At 54.0% G+C, this 23610-nt stretch carries 27 protein-coding genes; 25 read left to right on the top strand and 2 right to left on the bottom strand.

From position 1 onward, the window contains the following. Window positions 1-5: 5 nt before the first annotated feature. The 22 genes from RSX24_RS04820 to RSX24_RS04715 all read left to right on the top strand — a co-directional run bounded on the left by RSX24_RS04820 (window position 6) and on the right by RSX24_RS04715 (window position 19675). Window positions 6-863 carry an EamA family transporter gene (locus RSX24_RS04820; protein WP_339277027.1) on the top strand — a complete coding sequence of 286 codons (858 nt, stop codon included), beginning with the start codon at window positions 6-8 and terminating at the stop codon, window positions 861-863. 89 nt (window positions 864-952) lie between these two features. After that, window positions 953-1840: a glycoside hydrolase family 43 protein gene (locus RSX24_RS04815; protein WP_339277028.1), complete on the top strand. Its 888-nt coding sequence runs from the start codon at window positions 953-955 to the stop codon at window positions 1838-1840. 282 nt (window positions 1841-2122) lie between these two features. After that, the gene (locus tag RSX24_RS04810) at window positions 2123-2677 is read left to right on the top strand and encodes a nucleotidyltransferase family protein (RefSeq protein WP_343259800.1); all 555 of its coding nucleotides are present in this window, start codon (window positions 2123-2125) and stop codon (window positions 2675-2677) included. 480 nt (window positions 2678-3157) lie between these two features. Beyond that, complete coding sequence (locus tag RSX24_RS04805) at window positions 3158-3892, top strand: YdcF family protein (RefSeq protein ID WP_236416059.1); 735 nt, start codon at window positions 3158-3160, stop codon at window positions 3890-3892. A 157-nt stretch (window positions 3893-4049) separates the two neighbouring features. Continuing rightward, window positions 4050-4607 (top strand): DJ-1/PfpI family protein, encoded by a 558-nt coding sequence (locus RSX24_RS04800; protein ID WP_236416056.1) that lies wholly within the window; start codon window positions 4050-4052, stop codon window positions 4605-4607. A 271-nt stretch (window positions 4608-4878) separates the two neighbouring features. Beyond that, window positions 4879-6528 (top strand): ABC transporter substrate-binding protein, encoded by a 1650-nt coding sequence (locus RSX24_RS04795; RefSeq protein ID WP_343259799.1) that lies wholly within the window; start codon window positions 4879-4881, stop codon window positions 6526-6528. 74 nt (window positions 6529-6602) lie between these two features. Continuing rightward, window positions 6603-7997: a M20/M25/M40 family metallo-hydrolase gene (locus tag RSX24_RS04790; protein ID WP_343259798.1), complete on the top strand. Its 1395-nt coding sequence runs from the start codon at window positions 6603-6605 to the stop codon at window positions 7995-7997. A gap of 208 nt (window positions 7998-8205) precedes the next feature. Next, window positions 8206-8739, top strand: coding sequence for a hypothetical protein (locus tag RSX24_RS04785; protein WP_343259797.1), 534 nt, complete (start codon window positions 8206-8208; stop codon window positions 8737-8739). 127 nt (window positions 8740-8866) lie between these two features. Next, window positions 8867-9751 (top strand): TIGR01777 family oxidoreductase, encoded by an 885-nt coding sequence (locus RSX24_RS04780; RefSeq protein WP_343259796.1) that lies wholly within the window; start codon window positions 8867-8869, stop codon window positions 9749-9751. A 96-nt stretch (window positions 9752-9847) separates the two neighbouring features. Further along, window positions 9848-10849 carry a beta-ketoacyl-ACP synthase III gene (locus RSX24_RS04775; protein WP_343259795.1) on the top strand — a complete coding sequence of 334 codons (1002 nt, stop codon included), beginning with the start codon at window positions 9848-9850 and terminating at the stop codon, window positions 10847-10849. Next, window positions 10839-12134, top strand: coding sequence for an ATP-grasp domain-containing protein (locus RSX24_RS04770; RefSeq protein WP_343259794.1), 1296 nt, complete (start codon window positions 10839-10841; stop codon window positions 12132-12134). Before RSX24_RS04775 ends, RSX24_RS04770 begins: the two co-directional genes overlap by 11 nt. Next, entirely contained in the window at window positions 12131-13132 is a 1002-nt protein-coding gene (locus tag RSX24_RS04765) for an NAD-dependent epimerase/dehydratase family protein (protein WP_343259793.1), read from the top strand. The genes RSX24_RS04770 and RSX24_RS04765 overlap by 4 nt, the downstream gene beginning before the upstream one ends. Further along, the gene (locus RSX24_RS04760; protein ID WP_343259792.1) at window positions 13126-13989 is read left to right on the top strand and encodes an MBL fold metallo-hydrolase; all 864 of its coding nucleotides are present in this window, start codon (window positions 13126-13128) and stop codon (window positions 13987-13989) included. The genes RSX24_RS04765 and RSX24_RS04760 overlap by 7 nt, the downstream gene beginning before the upstream one ends. Continuing rightward, window positions 13986-15299, top strand: a complete 1314-nt coding sequence (locus tag RSX24_RS04755; protein WP_339277043.1) for a F390 synthetase-related protein — start codon at window positions 13986-13988, stop codon at window positions 15297-15299. Before RSX24_RS04760 ends, RSX24_RS04755 begins: the two co-directional genes overlap by 4 nt. A gap of 49 nt (window positions 15300-15348) precedes the next feature. Beyond that, entirely contained in the window at window positions 15349-16224 is an 876-nt protein-coding gene (locus RSX24_RS04750) for an SDR family oxidoreductase (RefSeq protein WP_438286756.1), read from the top strand. 4 nt (window positions 16225-16228) lie between these two features. After that, window positions 16229-16375: a hypothetical protein gene (locus RSX24_RS04745; RefSeq protein WP_236416036.1), complete on the top strand. Its 147-nt coding sequence runs from the start codon at window positions 16229-16231 to the stop codon at window positions 16373-16375. Beyond that, window positions 16368-16910: a GNAT family N-acetyltransferase gene (locus RSX24_RS04740; RefSeq protein ID WP_343259791.1), complete on the top strand. Its 543-nt coding sequence runs from the start codon at window positions 16368-16370 to the stop codon at window positions 16908-16910. The genes RSX24_RS04745 and RSX24_RS04740 overlap by 8 nt, the downstream gene beginning before the upstream one ends. Window positions 16911-16934: 24 nt before the next feature. Beyond that, complete coding sequence (locus RSX24_RS04735; protein WP_236416032.1) at window positions 16935-17306, top strand: hypothetical protein; 372 nt, start codon at window positions 16935-16937, stop codon at window positions 17304-17306. A gap of 39 nt (window positions 17307-17345) precedes the next feature. Further along, the gene (locus tag RSX24_RS04730; protein ID WP_343259790.1) at window positions 17346-17834 is read left to right on the top strand and encodes a GNAT family N-acetyltransferase; all 489 of its coding nucleotides are present in this window, start codon (window positions 17346-17348) and stop codon (window positions 17832-17834) included. Continuing rightward, entirely contained in the window at window positions 17831-18232 is a 402-nt protein-coding gene (locus tag RSX24_RS04725; RefSeq protein ID WP_343259789.1) for a hypothetical protein, read from the top strand. The genes RSX24_RS04730 and RSX24_RS04725 overlap by 4 nt, the downstream gene beginning before the upstream one ends. 80 nt (window positions 18233-18312) lie before the next feature. Then, complete coding sequence (gene murI, locus RSX24_RS04720; RefSeq protein WP_339277051.1) at window positions 18313-19089, top strand: glutamate racemase; 777 nt, start codon at window positions 18313-18315, stop codon at window positions 19087-19089. Window positions 19090-19126: 37 nt separating this feature from the next. Further along, window positions 19127-19675 carry a histidine phosphatase family protein gene (locus RSX24_RS04715; protein WP_343259788.1) on the top strand — a complete coding sequence of 183 codons (549 nt, stop codon included), beginning with the start codon at window positions 19127-19129 and terminating at the stop codon, window positions 19673-19675. Window positions 19676-19755: 80 nt separating this feature from the next. On the opposite strand, the gene RSX24_RS04710 is transcribed toward RSX24_RS04715, so the two are convergent. Both RSX24_RS04710 and coaA read right to left on the bottom strand, forming a co-directional pair. Beyond that, a complete protein-coding gene (locus tag RSX24_RS04710; protein ID WP_343259787.1) occupies window positions 19756-20118 on the bottom strand; it encodes a DUF423 domain-containing protein in 363 nt (120 codons plus the stop codon). Between the two features lie 59 nt (window positions 20119-20177). Further along, on the bottom strand, window positions 20178-21107 hold the full coding sequence (gene coaA, locus RSX24_RS04705) for a type I pantothenate kinase (protein ID WP_236416020.1): 930 nt from the start codon (window positions 21105-21107) through the stop codon (window positions 20178-20180). Window positions 21108-21304: 197 nt separating this feature from the next. Between coaA and RSX24_RS04700 the strand changes: the two genes are divergently transcribed. From RSX24_RS04700 to RSX24_RS04690, 3 genes are all read left to right on the top strand, one after another. Continuing rightward, entirely contained in the window at window positions 21305-22090 is a 786-nt protein-coding gene (locus tag RSX24_RS04700; RefSeq protein WP_236416018.1) for a DUF3891 family protein, read from the top strand. Window positions 22091-22204: 114 nt separating this feature from the next. Continuing rightward, on the top strand, window positions 22205-22693 hold the full coding sequence (locus RSX24_RS04695) for an 8-oxo-dGTP diphosphatase (RefSeq protein ID WP_236416016.1): 489 nt from the start codon (window positions 22205-22207) through the stop codon (window positions 22691-22693). A gap of 364 nt (window positions 22694-23057) precedes the next feature. Continuing rightward, a complete protein-coding gene (locus tag RSX24_RS04690; protein ID WP_236416012.1) occupies window positions 23058-23543 on the top strand; it encodes a GNAT family N-acetyltransferase in 486 nt (161 codons plus the stop codon). Window positions 23544-23610 lie beyond the last annotated feature (67 nt).

The following is a 23610-nucleotide window of genomic DNA, read 5'->3' as shown; positions in this document are numbered from 1 at the left end:
CAACGATGATTTTGCCGATTACGCTGGTGTTGGCATCCGGCATGGCTCATGCGATATGGAGCATGTTTACGAAACGCAGCTTGAACAAAAGCGTTTTTCTTTGGTCGATAATGATGATTCCGACGGTGATTTTGCTTCCCACATTAGTAATGGAGCTTGCGGAACAAACACTGTCCACCGTGGCATACGGATTGTTGGTGGTATCTATGGCGCTGCAGGCGCTGTATTCGTGGCTGTTGTCCAAGACGTACGTTCTGGGCGACCTGTCACAAATTTATCCGATTATGCGGGGGACGAGCACGCTGCTGGTCCCGCTGATCGGCGTCGTTTTTTTGAGGGAAGCGCTGTCCCCGGCGGGATGGATCGGCATTGCCTGCATGCTTGGCGGTTTTGTTGCGTTGAGCGGCATCGGCGGCAGGTCAGTGGCGGGCCATTCCGGAGTACAGGGGTTGAAACCGGTGCTGATGGCGCTTTGCGTCGGGCTGTGTACCACCAGCTACGTGTTTGTGGACAAGTTGAATCTGGAACACCTTTCGCCGTTGTCCCTGCTTGAAGTAACCAACATCGGTTTCGTGGCGGGACTTACGCCGGCCATGCTTGCTTCAAAACAATTGCGGCAGGAATGGAAGGCCAATCGGTCGACCATCCTGCTTGGTGCGCTGCTGAACCCCGGGTCGTACCTGCTGTTCCTGTTTGCGCTGGAGCAGGCGCCGATGGCTCGTCTTGGCCCGCTGCGTGAGGTAGGGACGGTGTTTGCCGCCTTTCTCGGTATTTTGCTGCTGAAGGAGCAGCAGGGCAGGAAACGCATCCTTTGCTCGATCGTCATATTCGGCGGCATCTTGTTGATCGGCATGTGGGGATGAGGGCCATGTCTGATTTTTGAAGCACCGGGGTTCGGGAATATCATGTATACTCTTGGGGACAACGTATTTTTCAAGAGGGGGAGTCATGGTTGAGCGAGTTTAGCCTGGAGCAGATTCATTTGCGTGATCCTTACATATTGACGGTACCGTCCCGAAAGAAATACTACCTGTACGGTTCGATCGGAAAAAACGTATGGAACGGTCCGGCCATCGGTTTTGATGTTTACGAGAGCGAGGATCTTGTCCATTGGCAGGGACCGATTCCGTGTTTTCGTCCGGCACCGGACTTTTGGTCCGATCATCACTATTGGGCACCCGAAGTCCATGAATGGGATGGACGGTATTACATGTTCGCCAGCTTCAAGGCCGAGGGCATACCGCGGGTAACCGGGGTGCTGGTTGCGGATCAGCCGGAAGGCCCGTTTGAAATATGGGCGGAAACGCTGACCCCGCCGGAATGGGAGTGCCTGGACGGCACGCTGCATGTGGATGGACAGGGCGACCCGTGGATGATCTTTTGCCGGGAGTGGGTTCAGGTTGAAGACGGGGAGATGTATGCGGTCCGTCTGAAGCCAGACCTGTCGGCAGCGATCGGTGAACCGGTTCTGTTGTTCCGGGCTTCCGAAGCCCCATGGTCGGTGGGCAGCGGGGACGAAGGCCGCCGTCATGTGACGGACGGACCTTTTTTGTACCGGATGCAAAACGACGAGCTTGTCATGATGTGGTCCACCATGGGGGAGGCCGGATATACGATGGGCATTGCGCGTTCATTATCGGGGCGGCCCGAGGGGCCGTGGAAGCAGGACGAGACGCCGCTGTTTGCCAAAGATGGCGGACATGGCATGTTGTTTCGCACGTTGGACGGCAAACTCTGCCTGACCATTCATACGCCCAACGAACATCCGAAGGAACGCCCGGCCATATTCCGCATTGCGGAGCAAAACGGGAAATTCAGCCTCATAGACAAGTTGGGTTGAGCCGGGTTCGATAAATTCAGCGAAGTGACAAGGTCGAATAGAAACCAATAAGCATCGTATGCGGGAAAACCCCTTTGGTTGCCCAGGCTGCAAACGTCTGTACGGATGGATGTGAGCGGGGCTGCGGAAGGGGTATTTGCGTTTCTTAAAGGGGTCTTTGGCTTGGTTAGTTATTCCGGGAACCGGGGTTTGTTTTATTTGGGTCAGCCGGACGTGATATAGTGGTAAGGTGATGATTTGGAGATTACATGGGATCTGTGGGAAGGGGGCTTGGCTTAGGCGATGATACGGTTGGAGGATCGGCTGAAAGAGGACATCTCCGAATACGCGCAGCTTCTGCAGGATCTGCGGCGGGTACGGGCGCTTGGCTTGCCTCAATGCTGCATTGGCGCGGGATATATTCGCAATTATATATGGGATCGTTTGCATGGTTATAAGCATCGCGACTCGCATACCGATATCGACGTAGTTTATTATGATCCGGAGGATGTGCGGGAAGAACGGGACGTGCAGATCGAGAACGTTCTTCGTCGTGAAACGGGGAATCCGCTCTGGTCGGTGAAAAATCAGGCCCGGATGCATCTGCGTAACGGTACGGAGCCGTATCAATCGACGTCGGATGCCCTTCGGCATTGGCCCGAGGTGGTAACGGCGGTAGGCGCTCGCCTGAATGAGCAGGACCAACTCGACATTTGCGCGCCGCACGGACTGGAAGACTTGTACGGTTTGATTGTGCGTCGAAGTCCCTTTTTTGCGGACCGGAGCGCATATTTGCGGCGTGTGGAAGGCAAAAATTGGCATCTACAGTGGCCGAAACTGACGATTATTCGGGATTAGCCTTGGGCAAATTCATCGAGTATTTCGTTCGTGGAGCTGTGGGTGGGAGTGGATGCCGATTGATAGAGAACTGGATGGGATGTTCACGTGTTAACGAACCTGAGGCGTTTTATTCGGCGGCATTGATGTGGTTTCGAGCGCTAACGAACCGTAGAGACGCTATTTGGCTGGATTGACATTAAAAAGACTCGTTCGGTCTACTTTAGCGTGCCTGAGATTCGTTAGCCTTCAACATAGGCGAAATCTTGCCGAATAAGGTGTGTGAGTTTCGTTAGAGTCTCTCCAGCGCCTGCTTTCCGTTACATGATGGGAAGGATACGTGGTAACTCGCAATTCGTGCAATCCGTCTATCCATCGCGATTGGAATTTGGTTCCTTGTTTGGCCGCAACGAAACTTCATATGATTTGTTTATAGGGTATACGGGAGCTTGAGTCAGAGTTCTGGCGTAAAGCTCAAAGAAGGAGGACAGGCCGGAGTTCATGAAACAATTCATGCGCAGCAAAGGGTGGATATTGGATATCGTTTTAGTGGTTAGTTTTATGCTCTTTTTATCGTTCTGGGGAGCACGGTTTCCCGTCATGTTTTTCGGCATGCTCAGCGCGGCGTTCATCGTTCTGCGCCGTATTGATTATAAGAGACACGTGGTGTTCAAAAGAATTCTGCTGATCGGCTTCGGCATCGCTGCCGTTTCGTTCGTCATCATAGAGGCCCTCGTATTTACCCAGCTGCACTCGGATGATCCCGAAGAGGCCGATTATGTCATCATTCTCGGATCAGGCATCAAAGGCACAGAGCTCTCGCTGACCTTGAAGCAGCGACTGGATGCCAGTCTGGACTACATACGCGCTCACCCGGATATTCCCGTCATTGTATCGGGTGGTCAAGGACCGGGGGAATCCATTACCGAGGCGCTCGCCATGAGAACATACCTTGTTGAGGAACAGGGCATCGATCCGGGACAGGTGCTGATGGAAGACAAGTCGACCAGCACGCAGGAGAATCTCGCCTTTTCCAAAAAGATCATTGAAGATGCAGGGAACGAACATCCTGAAATCATGCTGGTAACGAGCGACTACCACATGTTCAGGGCCAAATACCTGGCTTCCAAAAACGGATATGCATCAGCATACGGCATTTCGGCGCCTTCGCCGATGCATCTGAAGCCGGTCAACATGATCCGCGAGTATTTCGCGGCGATCAAGGCCTTTCTCTAGATGCGGGAAAACAGGCAAACGCCGGCTCGTTGTTCCCGATCGGGTATGGCGGCCCTTGTTGTTTGGACCGATAAAGGTTTGACGGATACGCATGAGGTTGGGGAGAGCCCCAGCGTGGCAATCCGCGAACATCTGCGGAAGGAGTGATTTATTTCAGATGAAGACACATCTACTGTTGTTCGAAGGTTATGTTTCTTTTGAAATCATGCTGGCAAGTTATTTTATGAAAACGCAAGGGGAAATCGTAACGGTGGCGCCGGATCGGGGACCGCTTCGATCTTACGAGGGATTGTCCGTCAACCCGGACCACCTTTTCACAGAACTGAACCCCGCTGAAGTTGAATTGCTTATCATTCCTGGCGGTGATGTCACATCGCTGCTTGACAGGCAGCCATTGTTTGAATGGCTGCGGGCGCTCGATCGGAATGGATCGGCGCTGGCCGCCATTTGTGCAGGCACATTGCTGCTGGGCAAGGCCGGCTTATTAGCGGGACGCTCGTTCACCACCAATGCGGAGACGGAAATGAGGACCATCACTTCGGAAGGGCATTACATGGATGCAAACGTGGTCGTTGACGGGCGTCTCGTTACGGCCAAAGCGCAAGGATACGTTGATTTCGGCATTGAGCTCGGCAAGGTCATGGAGATCTATTCGGGTCCGGAAGATTTAGCGGAGACGGTCGAAGTATTCAAGTATTTTGGCGACTCAAAATGATCAAAATGAAACGAAAGGACGTTCTTGTCGGCATCTTGCCGAGGGGGCGTCCTTTTTGAGTTAGCCCGCTTCTCTTGGTGAGAAGCTTACCGAGTATATGATTTTTCAATAACGTTATAGATTGTTTCGATTAAACATCCAGGAAGGGATCAAGTATCATTTAATACCAAGTATATCAATTGAATTAATCAATATTATAACGCGCAGGCATCATGGGCTAATGTTGCGGATCAGCAGCACATGAATGTCTGACAGGGGGAGTGGGGATCGCATGCGCACACGGATACGCTGGGCTTCGGTCATTTTGACATTGGTTTTGTTGTTGTCGGCTTGCGCGAACGGTTCGGGCGGGGGTCAAGGAACGGCGACGAACAGTCCGACAGAAGGGTCTGAAGCATCGGGGAGTACGATAGCCAAAGGAGGGGACGTCACTTACGCGCTCGCCACCTCGCCGGATACGTTGGACCCGGCACGAAGCGGGCTTGCGGTTGCCATTCGCGTTTACCGGACGATTTTCGAAAATTTGGTGGTAAAAACGAACGATGGCACGATCAAACCTTGGCTGGCCACCGAGTGGGAGGAGTCGGAGGATCACAAAACGTATACGTTCAAACTGCGTAAGGGAGTGACGTTCCATGACGGCACGCCATTCAATGCCGAAGCGGTGAAATTCAGCTTGGACCGTATTCTTGACCCGAACACCAAAGCCGGCAATTCGGCGGCATTAATCGTTCCTTACGAAAGCTCCGACGTGATCGATGAATATACAATCCAACTGAATTTATCCGAGCCTTCGCGTGCATTTCTCGGCAATTTGAGCCAAGCTGCGCTGAGCATCGTATCGCCAACCGCGGTGAAAAAGTACGGCGAGCAGTTCGGACAGCATCCAGTCGGTACAGGACCTTTCAAATTCATCAAATGGGACGAGAACGTGCAGGTACAGGTGGAACGCAATGCCGACTACGCTTGGGCTCCAGAAACAGTTGAAAATAAAGGAGCACCATATCTAAACACGCTCACGTTCAAAATCATGCCGGAAGAAGCCACTCGCGTGGGCAGCCTGCAAAGCGGACAAGTGACGGCCATCGAGACGGTCCCGCCCCAAAATGTGCTGACATTGGAGAAACAGCCCGGTTTTCAATTGCTGAAAGTGAACACGCCAGGTCTTCCTTATACGTTGTTCATTAATCAGAAAAAAGAACCATGGGACGAATTGAAGGCCAGGCAGGCATTGCAATACGGCATCGATGTCGGTTCGATCGTGAAGACGCTGTATCTGGGCACCTATGAGCAAGCCTGGTCTGCGGTGACGCCTTCCATATTGGGTTACGATGCTTCTCTGGAAAATGCGATCCAGCCCGATCAGGCGAAGGCAGCGCAACTGCTGGAAGAGATCGGTTGGAAAGTCGGCGCGGACGGCATTCGTGAAAAGAATGGACAGAAACTTGTCTTGCATTACGTGGACGGTTCGCCGAACCGGGAAAAGCGGAATGACATTGCTGCAATGATCCAACAGCAGCTCAAAAAAATCGGCGTACAGGTCGAAGTGGAAATTACGCAGGATGTCGGTACCGTTGTGCACACGAACGGGGACTACGATATCTACGGCAACAGCCAGGTCAAGGATGATCCGCATGCGCTGCTTCCTTTCTATCATACAGCTGCTCCGGGAGCGAGGGCTACACTGTCCAATCTTTCCAGTCCGGAAGTCGACGAGTGGCTTGAACAAGGGGCGGTTGAATTCGACGATGCCAAGCGGGCTGAGATATACGGCAAAGTGTTGAGGTACATCCACGATCACGCGATTATCATTCCGATATACATCTTCCCGTATGTGGTAGGAGCTAGCGATACGCTGAAAGGATTGCAATTTGATGGCTTGGGGTATCCGATCTTCAACGATGTATACGTTCAAAAATAGACGCATTGTCCGGATAAAACGAACTCTTCCCTTTATTGAGACTGCACGACGAAACGGAATTGTACACAGAAAGGATGAGAAACTTGGTCAAAGGCGTGGATTCAATTATTTCCCGGAACGAAGAGCTGTATTTGGAGCGATTGTTCAAGCTGCTGCGCCAGCCAAGCATCAGCACGCAAAATATCGGCATGCTCGAATGCGCCTCCCTGGTACAAGAGTTGTTCACGGATTGTGGCATCGAAAACCGCCGTTATGAAACGGAAGGGCATCCGATCATTTACGGGGAATACCTCCATCCCGACAATGAAACCACCGTGCTTATGTATGGCCATTATGATGTGCAGCCTCCCGATCCGCTGGACGAATGGGCAACTGCTCCTTTTGAACCGACGATTCGAAACGGCCGCATCTATGCACGGGGAGCGGGCGACAACAAAGGGCAATTCGTTGCAAGCATACTCGGTGCAAAGACGTACCTGGATTTCCACGGACGATTGCCCGTGAACGTCAAATGGATCATCGAGGGAGAAGAGGAAGCCGGGAGCCGTCATCTGGCAGCTTTCGTAGAGCAGCACCGCACGCTTCTACAAGCGGACCTGGTCTATACGACAGACGGTTCTTCCCATGAGTCGGGAGCACAATCCATCCTGCTCGGCGTGCGCGGTGCTTTGGGCGTGGAGCTGGTGGCGGAAGAAGCGAGATGGGACAACCATTCGGGCAACCTCGGCAATATCGTGCCTAATCCGATATGGCGACTGGTCGAGTTGCTGCACACGATGCGCAGCGGAGACGAGGTGACCATTGAAGGGTTTGCCGATGGAGTAAAACCGCCGACGGAGCTTGAAGAAAAGATATTGCACGACATCCCCTACGATCTGGAAGGGGTTCGACGCAAGAGCGGCTATGCTGCGCTGGATATCGATAGCGATACGTATCATCGCAGGCTGATGTTCGAGCCGACGCTGAATGTGAACGGATTGTTCAGCGGTCATACAGGCAAAGGAGGAAGGTCGATCATTCCGGCACGCGCCACAGCCCGGTTGGACATTCGTCTCGTTGCAGGACAGGACCCCGATCAGGTATACGAAGCGCTCGCCCGCCATGTGCGAAAACATGATGCCGGCATTACGCTGACGCGCAAAGGGGCGGTCCCCGCTTCAAGGACGCCCGCAGACCATCCGGCCGTGCTCGCCATTGCCGAGGCATTGGAGCAATCCACAGGGCAACGTCCTGTCATTCAGCCCAGCCTTGGCGGCACGCTGCCGGACTATGTGTGGACCCAGATTTTGAACGTGCCCTCCGTTATTGTTCCATATGCGAATTACGACCAAAACAATCATGGTCCGAACGAAAACTTGGAAATCAGCACTTTTTTCAGGGCGATCCGCAGTACATGTTACGTGTTGGAGCATTTGTCGCGCGTTTCTTTCAAGAGATGGTCGGGACAACCAGGTCATGCAATCCGGTGATATAAATGAACGAAAACGCAAGTGAGGGTGTGTCACAGCTCGCAGCTTGCGTTTTTTGCGATGTTTTGGTTCAGAGGCATTACCTTGTTTCGCCACATTAGCTGGTATGCATTGCTCGTCTGCTCGTCACTCCTTATTTTCGGGCAGAGCGCTTGCGCCGTCATGTTATAATAGTGTAAATCATAACCAAACGATGCAGGAGTGTACGATGATCAAAGACTATATGTTACCCCGACTTGTTCAAGAACATAAAATATGTGCGGAGCAGATGGAAGAAATCGTACGTTTGCTTGCTCAAGCTCCGCTTCTGTACGACGATGGACGCTCCATTCAGACAGATGATTTTCTCGCCGGTCTGGAAATGCAATTGACCCCGGAGGAGCGCCGCGCCGTGACGGAACTGTATGAACTGGCTGTAACGGCCTGTCGGCGTTGTGCCGACGAAACGGCCTACGAGCAGTTGCAGGATGTGCTGGGACTGCAAGCGGAGCTTTGGCAGGAAGGCGTGTTGTCCGTATCCGCATGGATGGTTTGGCTGGAGGAAATCGGTTCAGGAAAGCGCGTATTGCCGGAGTATGACTTTGTCGCCATGCTCGGTTCCTTGCCAGAGGGCTTCATGATTCATGATTTTTACGATGTGCTGAGAGAGCAGCTTGAGCAAAACCCTGCTCACGATTGGGCACGCCAAGAATGCGTGAAATTATACGCGGCACTGGGAGCAGGGAATACGCGGAACGAATAATCGAGGTCGCGATCGCTTCCATGAGCAACAAATGTGCAAAAATGAGCAAACCAATAAGGCGATTTCGGCGTTCTTACTTGTATATGGAATGTTCGCAGTACATTCTGCGCGGAAACGGGGCGATTCGATGGGCAAAGTGGTATTGGCGGGAGGCACGGGGTTTGTAGGGCAGGATTTTGCGGACAGATTCGGCAAGCTCGGGTACGAGGTGCTCATCATCTCGCGCCAACCGGGGCATGTCGGCTGGGAAGACCGATCAGGCATTGTCCAGGCTCTGGAGGGGGCCGAAATGTTGATCAATCTGGCCGGAAAATCCGTGAATTGCCGTTATACCGAGGAGAACCGCAGGGTGATTCTGGAGTCCAGAACTCGGACAACCCGGGCACTGGGCGAGGCCGCGCTGGCTTGCAAACAGCCGCCGAAGGTTTGGATCAATTCGAGCACGGCGACGATCTACAGGCATGCCGAAGATCGCCCGATGACGGAAAAAGAAGGCGAGATCGGTACAGGGTTCTCTGTTGACGTCGCGAAAGCTTGGGAGCAAGCTTTCTTTGAGTTTCAGCTGCCTTCCACGCGCCAGATCGCCCTTCGCATAGCCATCGTGCTGGGCAATGGCGGGGTGATGCAGCCGCTCACGAATCTGGTCCGCTTCGGCTTGGGCGGTGCGCAGGGATCGGGACGGCAGCATTTCAGCTGGCTGCACATCGAGGACTTGTTCCGGATAGTCCAGTTTCTGCAGCAGCATGAGCAGTTGGAAGGTGCCTTTAATGCTTCTGCGCCCCATCCCGTAACGAACCGCCAGTTGATGGCGAGTCTGAGAGAGCAGATGGGGGCGAAAGTCGGCTTGCCTTCGCCGCGCTGGATGCTGGAACTCGGCGCGCGCTTTATTCGAACCGAAACGGAGCTTGTGCTCAAAAGCCGCTGGGTGCTTCCCGAGAGGCTGGAGCAGGAAGGGTTTGTGTTCAAATATGACACGCTTGATAAGGCGCTTGCGAGCATTTTGCAGCGATAGCTTTAACAGGTTCGGTTTGTTCGTATGACATGAAGATGTGGAAGAGGCAGATCGTCTGCCTTTTTTCCGTTACATAAATAGAAAGAGGTTGGGCCATTGCAGCTTAGAAGAGTGAAGATCGTTGGAACCGGAAAGTATCTTCCGGTACGGAAAGTAACGGATGAGGAACTGGATGCTCGCCTGCAGGTGCCTGCAGGCTGGGTTGGCAAAGCGACGGGTGTGGGCGTGCGTCACTATGCCGAAGGAAAGGAAACGTCGTCGTACATGGGAGCAAGGGCGGCGGAGGCGGCACTGGAGGATGCCGGGTTGCAATTCACCGATGTGGACTGCCTCGTGTGTACGAGCGGCACGAAGGAGCAGCCTCTGCCAAGCACGGCTGCGTTCATCCAGCAGGCCATGGGAGAGCAGGATTCGGGCATCCCGGCCTTTGACATGGACGCGACTTGCCTGAGCTTCCTGAACGGTCTGGACGTGATCTCTTATATGGTAGATGCGGGCCGTTACCACCGGGTGCTGCTGGTTGCCTCGGAGATTGCTTCGCCGGGACTAAACTGGGCAGACAAAGAAAGCGCCGCGCTTTTCGGGGACGGGGCAGCGGCTGTTATTATTGAGCGGGCTGCCGACAACGAGAGTTCCCGGATCGTGCATGCCTCGATGAAAACGTACAGCCGGGGAGCGCGCTACTCGGAGATTGCCGGTGGAGGAACAAGGCTTCATGCGGCCCATTACGATGCTTCCGCACCGGAGCCGTATTTGTTTCATATGGATGGGCAGGCGATTTTTCGTATGGCGTCAAGGCTGCTCCCGGGATTTATGGATGACTTGCTTGCGGCTTCCGCAACGCGGATGGAGGATTTCAAACTGGTCATTCCCCATCAGGGAAGCGCGATGGCGATGAGGCTGCTTCGCAAAAAACTGGGCATTCCGGCGGAACGGTTCATGGACATCACGCGCAATCATGGCAATACGATTGCCGCGTCCATTCCGATGGGGCTGCATGAAGCCATTCGCCAGCAGCGCATTCAACGGGGCGACAGGGTGCTGATGGTGGGCACGGCTGCGGGATTGTCTCTGGGGGGACTCATTTTTGACTATTGACATTGCCGTGCAAGGCCATATGCGCTCTACTCCCCTTCGCGTGTTATTGACGGGCGGGCGTGCGCCGGTGACGCTTGATTTGGCGCGCATGCTTAAGCGGACAGGCCATAAGGTATATGTTGCCGAGAGCATGAAACACCATCTATGCAGTGCGTCTTCCGCGGTAGACCGGTGTTTGGCGGTACCGCCGCCACGCCAAGAGCGGGCCGCGTATTTGGAGGCCTTGGAGAGCTTGGTAAAGTTTCATCAGATCGATGTGCTGATCCCGATGTGCGAGGAGATTTTCCACGTGGCCCGGGGGGCGGAGCGGCTGCGCGAGCACTGCCGTGTTTTGGCTCCGGCCATGGAACAGCTGCATAGGCTGCATCATAAACATGAGTTTATTTTGCTTGCCCGCTCGCTGGGTCTTCCGGTTCCCGAAACTCGCCTGATCGAGAGTCGTCGGCAGTGGATCAAGGAAGACGCTGACTTGCAGGCAAAGGGGCACTGGGTATGGAAACCGGTGTATTCCCGCTTTGCTTCCAAAGTGCGGCTGCCGAAAATGCGCAGCGGCGGGAATCGGCGTGGGGCATGGAGCATGCCATTGCACGATCTTTCCCAAACCCGGCACTCATACCGGAATGAACCGCCGGAAGGCGATCGTTTGTCCCCGGCTTCTCCTTGGGTCGCACAGTCTTATATTGAAGGCCGGGGAGTGTGCACCTACAGCATTGCGCATGAAGGCTTGGTGGTGGCGCATGCCGCTTACGAGAATCGTTTCCGGACAGGCCGGGCAGGAGCCAGCGTGCATTTTGAGCATCTGGAACATGAGCAGGCACTGCGTTGGGTCAGGCGTTTTGTCGAGGGGACGAACTATAGCGGCCAGATCAGCTTCGATTTCATGGAAACGCCGGATGGCCAAGTGTTTGCCATAGAGTGCAATCCCCGTGCCACGAGCGGCATTCATCTGTTTGGTTCGGGGGAAGAGCTGGTCAGCGCCTTGTTGGCTCCTGAACGTCTGGCGAGCGAAGGGCGCATGGTTGTTCCGGAGCCTGATGCCAAGGCCATGCTGCTGCTGCCGATGCTGGGCGTCGGACTAAAATATGCGTGGACGCCGTCCCGATTGCGGAAATGGGCGCATGCCTGGAAGGGCGCTCGCGATGTCGTATACGCTCGCGGGGATGGAAGACCCTGGCTGCAGCAGCCGCGCATCGTGCTGGACGCATGGCGGCTTGCACGGAACTATCGGGTTTCTCTGACGGAAGCCCTGACTCATGACATAGAATGGAATGGTGAACAGCAATGAACAGAGCATTGGTAACGGGGGCCACCGGCTGCCTCGGCCGCAACCTGGCCGTCAGGCTGGCTTCGGAAGGCTGGGAGGTTACCGCCATGGGGCGCGATTCCGGCTTGGGCCAGTCGCTTCAATCGGAAGCGGAGGGCATTCGGTTTGTGCGCGGCGACCTTCGGGACAAACACGCTGTCGAACAGGCATGCCAAGGACAGGATGCGGTGTTCCACTGCGCGGCGTTATCGTCGCCATGGGGAGCGTATCGCGAATTTTACGGCAGCAACGTGGAAGGCACGCAAAATGTAGCCGATGCGTGCCTGCGATCAGGCGTGCAGCGATTAATTCATGTATCCACGCCAAGCGTGTACTTCGGATACGTTTCCAGGCATATGATTCATGAGGATGATCCCTTGCCGCCGAGACCGGCGAATCATTATGCGGCGACGAAACGTTTGGCCGAACAGGCTGTGCTTCAGGCTCACGCCGAAGGAATGCCTTCCATTATCATTCGTCCGAGAGCCATCTTCGGCCCCCATGACCGGACGCTGTTCCCGCGGATCGTGGCGGCGAATGCCAAATCGGGCGTGCCGATGATCGATGGCGGACAGGCGGAGATCGATCTGACGTGCGTCGATAACGTCGTGGACGCGCTGCTGCTTTGCTGGAAAGCCGACGAACAAGCGCTCGGCAGGGCGTACAACATATCCAACGGCGATCCAAGGCCGTTCAAGGACGTCGTTGCCGACCTTTTCTCGATGCTCGAACTGCCTTTGCGCACGCGCCGCATATCGCTTCGGACGGCGTACGGAGCCGCGGCGGTGCTCGAAGGGGTGCATCGCCTGCTGCCTTTTCTCGGGGAGCCGATGCTTACCCGCTATACGGTCGGCTCGTTAGCCGTCACGCAGACCTTGGACATTAACGACGCGAAGCGAAAGCTCGGGTATGCGCCGCGATTGTCCGTGGACGAAGGCTTGCGGAAATTCGCGGATTGGTGGAGGGCTGCTGCATGCTGATATCGACCGCCGTTGAACTGCACCTTGGCGCTGCGGGGTACTGCACGCATCCCGAATTCCTGACACTGCGCGGCGGAAGCCTGCGCCCCGTTTCGTTTCCGGCCGGTTTCGCCTGCATCGTGCATCCGGTGCATGGACCCATGCTGCTGGATACGGGTTATAGCTCGCGTTTCTTCCGGGAAACGAATCGTCTGCCCAATGCGCTGTACCGTTATATTACGCCCGTCGTCTACAATGAAGGGGACGGTGCCGTTCGGTTTTTGGCGCGGATCGGCCTGCAGCCGGAAGACATTCGCTATATCATTCTCTCGCATTTCCACGGGGATCACATTGCGGGCGTGCGGGATTTTCCGCAGGCAAAAATGATCTATTTGCCGCAGGCCTACGATGCCGTTCGTTCATTGGGCCCGATCGCTGCCGTGCGGGCAGGTTTCCTGTCCGGATTGCTGCCGGAAGATTTTGAGGCCAGGTCTCTTCCCGTGACAGGAAAGGCGAAGCGAGTGGAAAGCCTTCCGGCAGATTTTCCATTTCCGGAGGTCTACGATCTGTTTGGGGATGGCAGCATATTGGGCGTTGATGTTTCCGGACATGCCGCAGGCATGATGGGACTGCTGCTCAGCACGGGCAGGCACGATTATTTCCTGTGCGCCGACGCTGTCTGGTCCAGCAGGGCCTTTCGCGAACAACGCAGGCCGCATGCGTTTGCCGGCCTCATCATGTCGGACCGGGGGGAGTATCGTCGCAACTTTGACCGGTTGATCGCGATGCATCAGCGATTCCCTCACATTCGAATCGTGCCCAGCCATTGCCGCGAAGCGCTGCAAGCCTGGGGAACGGCCGAGGGGGCGACCCGATGAGCACGTTTCGCATACTGCGCCACTACGCATTGACTCGGGGGCTCCGAACTTGGAGGACGCGCCAGGCGCTTGAGCGCTGGCAGGAGCGGCAGATCGTTCGCCACGTCGATCGCATCCGCGAAAGCTCTCCTTTTTACCGGGAATGGTGGGCAGGGATTGCGTCGTCTGACTGGAGAAATTTCCCGCTGATCGATAAAACGCTGATGATGCAGCATTTCGATCGGCTCAACACGGTCGGCATATCGAAAGACGAAGCGATGGCCCTCGCCGGAGAGGGGGAGGAAACGCGCAATTTCAAACCATCGCTGCAGGGCATGACGGTAGGTCTGTCTTCGGGAACGTCCGGCAACCGCGGATTGTTTCTGGTGAGCGAGCGCGAGCAGGATGCCTGGACGGGTACGGTGCTGGCCAAGCTGCTGCCGGGCGGGCTGTGGCGGAAGGCGCGGATCGCGTTTTTTCTGCGGGCGAGCAGCAATTTATACGAATCGGTCCAGCGCGGTCGGCTTCAGTTTCAATATTTCGACCTGTTGGAGCCCGTTCATGAACTGATTGGGCGGTTGGAAGCGTATCGGGCCACGGTGTGGGTTGCGCCTCCATCCATGCTGCGCATGTTGGGCGAGGCCTATGCGAAAGGTACCTTGACCGTCAGACCGGACAAAATCATCTCGGTAGCCGAGGTGCTTGACCCGCTGGACCGCAGCGTGCTGGAGCAGACGTTCGGCCAGACGATCCATCAGGCGTATCAGTGCACCGAAGGTTTCCTGGGGGCGTCCTGCCGCATGGGCATGCTGCATCTCAATGAGGACGTCGTGCATATCGAAAAGGAATACATCGATCCGTCCACGCGGCGCTTCGTGCCGATCGTTACGGATTTTTCCCGCACTTCTCAGCCCATTGTGCGTTACAGGCTGAACGACATTCTGACGGAGGCGGAAGGGCGCTGCGCCTGCGGTTCACCGTTTACCGCCATCGAGCGGATCGAAGGACGCTGCGATGATATGCTTTCTTTTTTGCATCGCGTGACCGGAGAGCCTGTGCCCGTATTTCCTGATTTTGTTGCTCGGGCGGTCATCGCCGCTTCTCCCGCCATTTTGCATTACCGGGTGGTGCAGCGCGTCGGTGGGGAACTGGAAGTCTCCATACGGCACGTCGGGGCGGAAACAACGGAACAGATCGAGACCAAGGTATCGGCAGAGCTTTGTGCATTGGCTGAACGTTTGGAATGCGACTTGCCCGACATCAGGCATGTTCCGTATACATTCGAACCTGGCGTCACCAAGTTGCGCAGGGTGGAGAGAGAGCGGGCATGACGATCCGCCAAGTGGAAGGAAATTCGTTGAAACGGGAAGGATGATCGGGGTGACGGAACGAAAGAGGGGGCAAGATGAACCTGTTGCGTTGATTACGGGCACGTCGAGCGGTTTCGGCATGCTTACTGCAGTGACGCTGGCCAAACAGGGATACCGGGTCGCAGCAACGATGCGTGATCTCGGGCGCAAGGAGGAACTGGCAAAACGCGCCGAAGAAGCGGGCGTCCTGGATCGGCTGCATTTTATGCGATTGGACGTCACGGATACCGAATCCATCCGGGAGGCGGTTGCTGAAGCGTTGCGGATTCGCGGGCGGATTGATGTGCTGGTGAACAATGCGGGTTTTGCCGTGGGCGGTTTCATTGAGGAGCTGACGATGGAGGATTGGAGAGGCCAGATGGAGACGAATTTGTTCGGTCTGATCGGGGTGACTCGCGAGGTGCTCCCGGGCATGCGGGTCCGCAAAGATGGACTGATCATCAACCTTTCCAGCGTCAGCGGATTGTCCGGTTTTCCGGGGTATGGGCCATATGCGGCTTCCAAATTTGCCGTGGAAGGTTTCACGGAGAGCCTGCGTCATGAGATGCGGCCCTGGGGCGTCAAAGTGGTGCTCGTAGAACCTGGTGCTTATCGTACGCCCATCTGGGGCAAAGGGCTGGGTAATATCAGAAACCGCGAGGATTCGCCATACAAGGAGCAGTTGGACGCGGTGCTGAATTATTCCCGCCGGGCTTCGCAGACCGCCCCAAACCCGCAGGATGTCGCGGATCAGATCGCCCGTATCGTGCGTATGCGTTCTCCGCGCCTCCGTTATGCGTTGGGCAAAGATTCGGGCATGCTTATTTTCGCAAAATCATTCTTGCCTTGGAAATGGCTGGAATGGATCATCGCCCGTGGATTGGAACAGTCGGCGAAACGAAAGTAATGGGATGGCCGTTCAGGTTACAGTTACGTTTCAATACATGTCGGAGGTGCGCGTTCACGAAAATGCTTTTGTGTTTTTTACGGGTTTGGCAGACGTGAAGAGACAGATCGATTATCCTTACGAGGTGAATGGAGTGGCGGAGCATGAATGAACGAGTGGACTCATCGAAAATCATTTTTCGCGGCATTCTGCCGGATGAGGCAGAAGCATATTGGCCGTTGCGGCTGGAAGCGCTGAAAAACCATCCCGAGTCGTTCGGCGCTTCCTATGAAATGTCTGTACCGATTCCGTTGGAAGAGGTTCGGGAACGCATTCATACCGATCCCGACGATTATATTTTGGGAGCCTACACGGAAGAAGGCCAGCTTGCAGGCATGATGGGCTTCAAAAGGGAGCAAGGACTCAAGTTGAAACACAAAGCATTCATTTGGGGAGTTTATGTGTCGCCGCCGTTTCGCGGCCAAGGCATAGCTTCGGGTTTGCTGAAAGAGGTATTGGAGCGCGGCAGAAGGCTGGACGGGCTGCAGCAGATCAACCTGAGCGTGGTTGACTCGAATGAATCCGCCAAACGATTGTATGAACAGCATGGGTTCGAGGTATACGGCATTGAAAAAAACGCGCTTGTCGTTCAGGGCCATGGATATGATGAAGCCCATATGACGTACTTCTACGTTAAAAGTTCTTAACGAGAAACAGGAGGGGGCAGTTGCATGTGCAGATATGCGATGAATGGACCTTACAAGGAAGTATTTGCCTGTTTCGCGTGCCGCAAATCGTTCAAACAAACTTCCAAATATGATCTGGAACCCGGGGTTTATGAGACGTTGGAACCTGTTTGTCCCCAGTGCGGCATGCCGATGCACAGCATGGGTCAGGATTTCAGGGCGCCCAAACAAAAGGACGTGAAGCAATGGGCAAAGGTGATCACTTTGTATGAGCACGGCTTCACGTATCATAACTGTGGTTGTGGGGCGGGATACCGTCCTGCAGAACCCCGGGAGCTGCCGGCTTTTTTGGAAGAGCATGCATCCAGAAAACGAAGTGACGGCGAAAGACTCTTGCAGCGTTTGTTGAACGGATGACGTTCAGGGAAAGACCCGCGAATGGAGGACGGACATACGATGATCCGCATGTATGAACAAAAGGACCTGCAACATGTCATTGCAGCACATATTCGTATTTATCGCGAGGAGTATAATTATGATGAAGGGTTCGCCGCCTTTGTGAAGAATGCAGTGCAGCAGTTCGGGCACGATCATGAGCATGAAATGATGTGGGTCGTGGAATTGGATGGCCGGCATGCAGGATCAATCGGGCTGGTCAGAGCGGACGAGCATACGGCGCAGCTTCGCTGGTTCCTGCTCGAACCGGGGGCACGGGGACAAGGCTGGGGGCGCAAACTGCTGGAGCAGGCCATTCGTTTCGCAGAGGAGCGGAGTTATGGCCGAATCGTGTTATGGACCAACGAAGCGTTAGCCGACGCTCGCCGGTTGTACAGTTCCTTCGGTTTTGAGATCGTAGAGCGACAGACGCAGCATTTGTCCGGCCAAAACGTAAATGAAGAGAGATGGGCTTTACGTTTGGATCGGCAGCGGGAGGGAGCATTGTGACTAACCATCAGATGTGGAAGAAGGCGATTTTTGCGGCAGCGGGCGGAGGTTTGCTCCTGGCCATGTTGTGGGATGTCTCCGTTCAGGTAAACGAAGGGATTGCCGTATTGCGAATCGAGCAGAGCTTGCAGCAAATCACCAGCTCCTCGGCCGGCATGGTGCATAGCAACCCTCACGCGTATATTGCCTCCAGCGCGGATGCTTATAACCAGTTGTTGGATTTGGATACGACCGGATTGCGGGTTCTGCTGCAGCGGTTGGAAACGAGTCCGGACAATGGCCTGCGGGAGTGGATCATGGCGGAAGCCGGCTCTAGCCTGCTGGGAGAAGCTAACCCGGTAGAAACATGGGAGAGTGGCAAAGACTGGCTCAGACAGTATAAAATGAAGGCAGAGTAAACATTCCTCACCTCCAGTCATCATGAACAGGAATCACGACATTCCTGAAAGTCGAAACCATACGTAATGAGGTGAAACCCTTGAACAGTAAAATTGCATTTTTTGATTCCGGCATCGGCGGCCTGACGGTGCTGCACGAGGCTCTCAAACGACTTCCGCAGGAACAGTTTCTGTATTATGCGGATACGCTTCATGTTCCTTATGGTACGAAGCCGGCCGACGCGGTGCGCGGACATATTTTTGATTGTGTGGAAGCCATTATGCAGGAGCAGGTCAAGGCGCTTGTCATTGCCTGCAATACGGCGACAAGCCTTGCGGTCAGAGATCTGCGGAGCCGACTGGACATACCGGTAATCGGCATGGAGCCGGCGGTCAAACCTGCTGTGGAAATGAATCGCAAGAACGGCAAACGTGTACTGGTGTTTGCTACTCCGCTAACCTTGAGCCAAAGCAAATACAATGCGCTGGTGTCCCGGGTGGACGATCACTACAGCGTGGACTCGGTTCCGCTGCCCGAACTTGTCGAGTGGTGCGAACAGCTCGATTTTGATCCCGACAAAATCGCCGGCTATTTCCGTCAAAAGCTGGAGGGCCTTGACATGAAGCAATACGGAACGGTGGTGCTTGGTTGTACTCACTATCCGTACTACACGAACATTCTCGAATCCGTTTTGCCGGACCATGTGCAAGTCATTGACGGAAGCCAGGGCACCGTCAAACGGCTGAAGCAGCTGTTGGGCGTTTCCGACCAGTCAGGCAAATGGGATGAAAGTCAAATTTCTTTCCTGAGCTCGTCGGGTCGGGAAGAGGATCGTGAAAAAATGAAACGTGCGCTCGCCTATTTGGAAAGCTGCTAAAGGCGCATTAGAGCTACAGAATGCAGGAGGGTTGGCCGTGCAGTCCATTTATCTCATTCGACATGCCCAGGCTTCGGGCCAGGAGCCGGATGCCGAGCTTACGGATCTTGGTTTGGTCCAGGCTGAACGTTTGGCGGAGTTGCTGGCCGACTCCGCGATCGAATATATCGTTTCCAGTCCATGGAAACGGACGATTCATACCGCTGTCCCGCTTGCTCGGACGGTGATGCGGCATATACATACCGACGAACGTCTTCAAGAGCGGGTGTTGAGTACTCGGCATCTGGACAACTGGATGGACGTCCTTGCGCATACATATTTGGATGAGGATTGGGCAGAAGAAGGCGGGGAGTCATCCCGAATCGCAACGAGCAGGGGAATGGAAGTGCTGAAGGAGTTGTGGGGCAGATCCGAACAACGCGCAGCAGTGATCACCCATGGAAACCTGCTGTCCTTGTTGATCCGGACGTACGATCCGAGCTTTGGTTTTGAGCAATGGAAGATGCTTTCGAATCCGGATGTATTCGTGCTGGAGAGACAAGGGAATGGGGACGTTCCCATGCTCCGCCGATGCTGGGACGGCTAAAAGCAGCAAAAGAGTGCTCAAGCGATAAGGATATCGACTGGAACACTCTTTTTGTTCTATAAACAGACTCTTAAACGGAACTACAGGACGGCAATCAGCAGGATGCCCCATCCCGCGAGAAAAGCAACGCCGCCAAGCGGCGTAATCGCGCCGAGTTTGCGAACGCCGGTGATGCTTAGCGCGTACAGGCTGCCCGAAAACAGGATAATGCCCGCAAACAACAACCAACCGGCGACGGAAACAAGATGGCTTTGTTCCAACCGATCGGCTAGTAATCCGATCAGGATCAGGCCAAGACCGTGAACCAAATGATACAATACACCCGTCTCGTAAATTTTGATCATATCGACGGACAATCTGCGTTTAAGAGCATGTGCCCCGAAAGCTCCCAGGGCAACGGCCAAAAACATCATGATGCTTCCTAGCGCGATCAATGTTTGCATGCGACTCGTCTCCTTTAGAATTTTCTCGAATTTCAGCAAGTGCAATAATATCCTGTTGCTTACAGCTTGCGCAGGCGGATGCGCTGAATGGAATGGTCGGCTTCCTTTTTCAGGATCAGGCGAGCCCGCCCTTTGGTTGGCAAAATGTTCTCATGCAGGTTTTTGGCATTGATGTCCTGCCAGATTTGGCTGGCGGTGCGCACGGTTTCCTCTTCGTCGATGTTGGCAAATCGGTTGTGGAAAAAGGACCCTTTGTCCTGAAAAGCCGTAGCGCGCAGCAGCTTGAACCGTTCGATGTACCAGTGCCGAATGTGTTCTTCTTCTGCATCGATATAGATGGAGAAATCGAAAAAATCGCTGACCAGCAAAGGCGTCTCCTTTTTCACCTGAAGTACGTTAATGCCTTCCAGAATAAGGATGTCCGGTTGGGAGATGACCTTTTCTTCACCCGGAATGACGTCATAGGCCAAATGGGAGTAAACAGGAGCTTTGATCTCGGGCTTGCCTGATTTCACGTCTCCCATGAATTGAATCAGCGCTTTGATATCATAGCTTTCAGGAAAGCCTTTGCGATTCATGATGCCTTTCTCTTCGAGCACGGCATTAGGGTAAAGGAACCCGTCGGTGGTGACCAGGTCAACCCGCGGTTTGCTTTTGCCTCTGGCCAGCAAGGTCTGAAGCAGGCGCGCGGTTGTGCTTTTGCCCACGGCAACGCTGCCTCCGATTCCGATAATATAAGGTACGGGTACCGCTTCCTTTTTCATGAAAGAGGCCGTCAATCGATTGAGCTCGCGCGAAACTCTGGCGTATAGGTCAATAAAGTGGGTAAGAGGTAGATAGATGTCTTCCACTTCCTGAATGGATACTTCCTCGTTAAGACTTTTCAGCTGCTTGAGTTCAGCCTCCGTCAATGTAAGCGTGGCCTGCTGCTCTTTCAGTCCGGCCCATTCCTTGCGGTCAAACTCGATGTACGGTGAATATGGATTCATGAGATCCCGCTTTCTATATGTAATATAGTCTGTGACACAGTCTTTAGTGTACCAAATTTCAGGGAACTGACAACATCTTGACATGTACCATTTTGTTGCAGGGTGACGAAAGTCGCTGGTTAGCAGCTTGTCCATGAAGGCAGTTCCCTTGATTCAACACGCAAAAATATATATACCATGCGGAAGGGTGACGGCAAATGATCGTATACGAGAGAGAGCATGATTTTGTTTTGACCACGCAGCATGAACATGGACTGGCAGCAGGTGAGCTCGCGGCACATTGGAAAACGGAACTGCTGCCGGAGGGAACCCAGCGGGATGAACTCCTTCTGGCGACTAAGGAGCATGATCGAGGGTGGATTGAGCTTGATGCCGCTCCTTTCTGGAACGATTACAGCCAGTCGCCGTATTCATTTCGGGATTTTCCGCTGCGCCCGCGATTTGTCTTTTATCGAAAGGGAGTCGAAGAAGTCTGCCAAAAGAGCCCGTATGCCGGCCTGCTCTGCAGCAAGATGTACACGGATCTGTTCCAGAAAACGTTGGGGGCCAGTCCGCAAGACGATGAAAACATCCGGAATTATCTTGAAACGGAGCGAGAGTACCAGCTTGCGTTGGAAATGCGGTTGGGCGGGGGAGAAGAGATGCAGCGGAGGGTCGAACGGGATGTGGGGATTATGCTGTTCTGCGACCAGCTAAGCCTGTTTCTGTGCATGGAAGAGCCGGGAACGCCCGCGGCGCGTTACGAATTTTTCTCGAAGGGGCTGACATGTTCGTTCGATGCTTGCGCAGGGCAAGTGATTCAGGCGGAATGGTTGTCCGGTGAAAAGGTGGGATTGTCTTATTTTCCGTTTGCGGAGGATTTTATCGTTACTTTGCCTTACAAATCCGTGCCGAAGGCGAGCATTCGCAAATTCGGCCTGCTGCAGGCGTATGGGCGTGCGGAGTGGAAGGAACGCAGGGTGCGGATTACGTCAATGACGTGACGGCCTGAGCTAAGTCGGCGGACTGCGAGCTGTCAGGTGCGGTCCGCTTTTGTAATTTTTGAATATTCAGTCATCGATCGTTTGAGGATCAAGGCATCAGGTAGGAGGACTAGCATGAGAGTGGAAATTTATACGATGTGCATGGTATGGGATAAAGCAGCCGGAAGGGTACTGTTAATGAACCGGCCGGACCGGAAAGGTTTTCCGGGGTACATTGCGCCAGGGGGAAAGGTGGACTTTCCGGAGAGCATTGTGGACGGTGCCGTGCGGGAGGTCAGGGAGGAGACAGGGCTTCAGGTGAAGGAGATCACGTATAAAGGGTTGGACGAATTTTGCGATCCTCTGCAGGAACTTCGCTATATGGTATTTAATTATGTAGCGACATCGTTCGAAGGGGAACTTCTGCCGGACCCGCCTGAAGGCGAGCTGTTGTGGGTAGCGAAAGAACAGGCGCTTGAACTGCCGATGCAGGATTGGTTCGCCGAACGGTTTCCGCGATTTTTTGAAGAAGGCACGTTCGAGCGGAGTGTCATTTGGGAAAAATCGACGCAGCGTACGTTAAAGGAAACGTTTATGACATTTAACGACGCCGTCATGAAATAAAGGATGCTCGGTTTGCTATAGACCCATATTATCCTTTCTGTATATTCATATCCATATATTGTGATATAATGAAGATTGGCTTTGCTGAAAGAAGGAGGAAATCTATGGGGATTACATATCAATCCGATGTAGAGGGAATCAAGCATGATCAAGTTGCGGAAGGCTATTTTATGAACGAAAAGGAATGCGCAAGGCTTCGGGCATGATGATCCGACATTATGCCAATCAAGCAGGGAAAGGCGAGGCATGAAATTTATTTTGCATTTCAAACAGATCGTTAAGTACATACGTTATTAAGAATGAATGCTGGATTTCGCAAGCAAGGCGAAAAGAATATTGAATGGGGAAAAGGTGGAGAGTCGAAATGAGGCTGTCGTTCCGGATCTTGAATTGGGAAGAAGAAAAACCGTACGATCTATTATTGATGGCGGACCCTTCCAAAGCGATAGTTGACGAGTATCTGAATCGAGGCGTTTGTTTTATCGCGGAATATGAAGGAGAGATGGTGGGGGAATTCGTGCTGCTCAAAACCCGTCCGGAGACGGTGGAGATCGTCAACATTGCCGTTCAGGAGGAATTGCAAGGACAGGGTGTCGGCCGGCACATGATCAAGGAAGCGATTAAGGCCGCACGCAAAATGGGCGGGAAAACCGTTGAGATTGGTACGGGGAATTCAAGTCTGCATCAATTGAAGCTCTATCAACGCTGCGGCTTCCGCATTGTGGGGGTCGATCGCGATTTCTTTATAAGGCATTATGATGAAGAGATTATTGAGGACGGCATTCGCTGCGTGGACATGATTCGTTTATCGATGGATCTGGAGCAGGTTGGAGAGGAGCATGAGGTATAGAAATTTATAGCTTGAATGTAGAGGACGGTCGTATCATTACGGCATTTGGAAGCGAGGGAGCTCAAAT

Source organism: Paenibacillus hubeiensis (genome assembly GCF_032334105.1).
In the GTDB taxonomy this organism is placed as follows: domain Bacteria; phylum Bacillota; class Bacilli; order Paenibacillales; family Paenibacillaceae; genus Paenibacillus; species Paenibacillus hubeiensis.
This window is presented reverse-complemented; position numbering and strand designations above follow the sequence as displayed.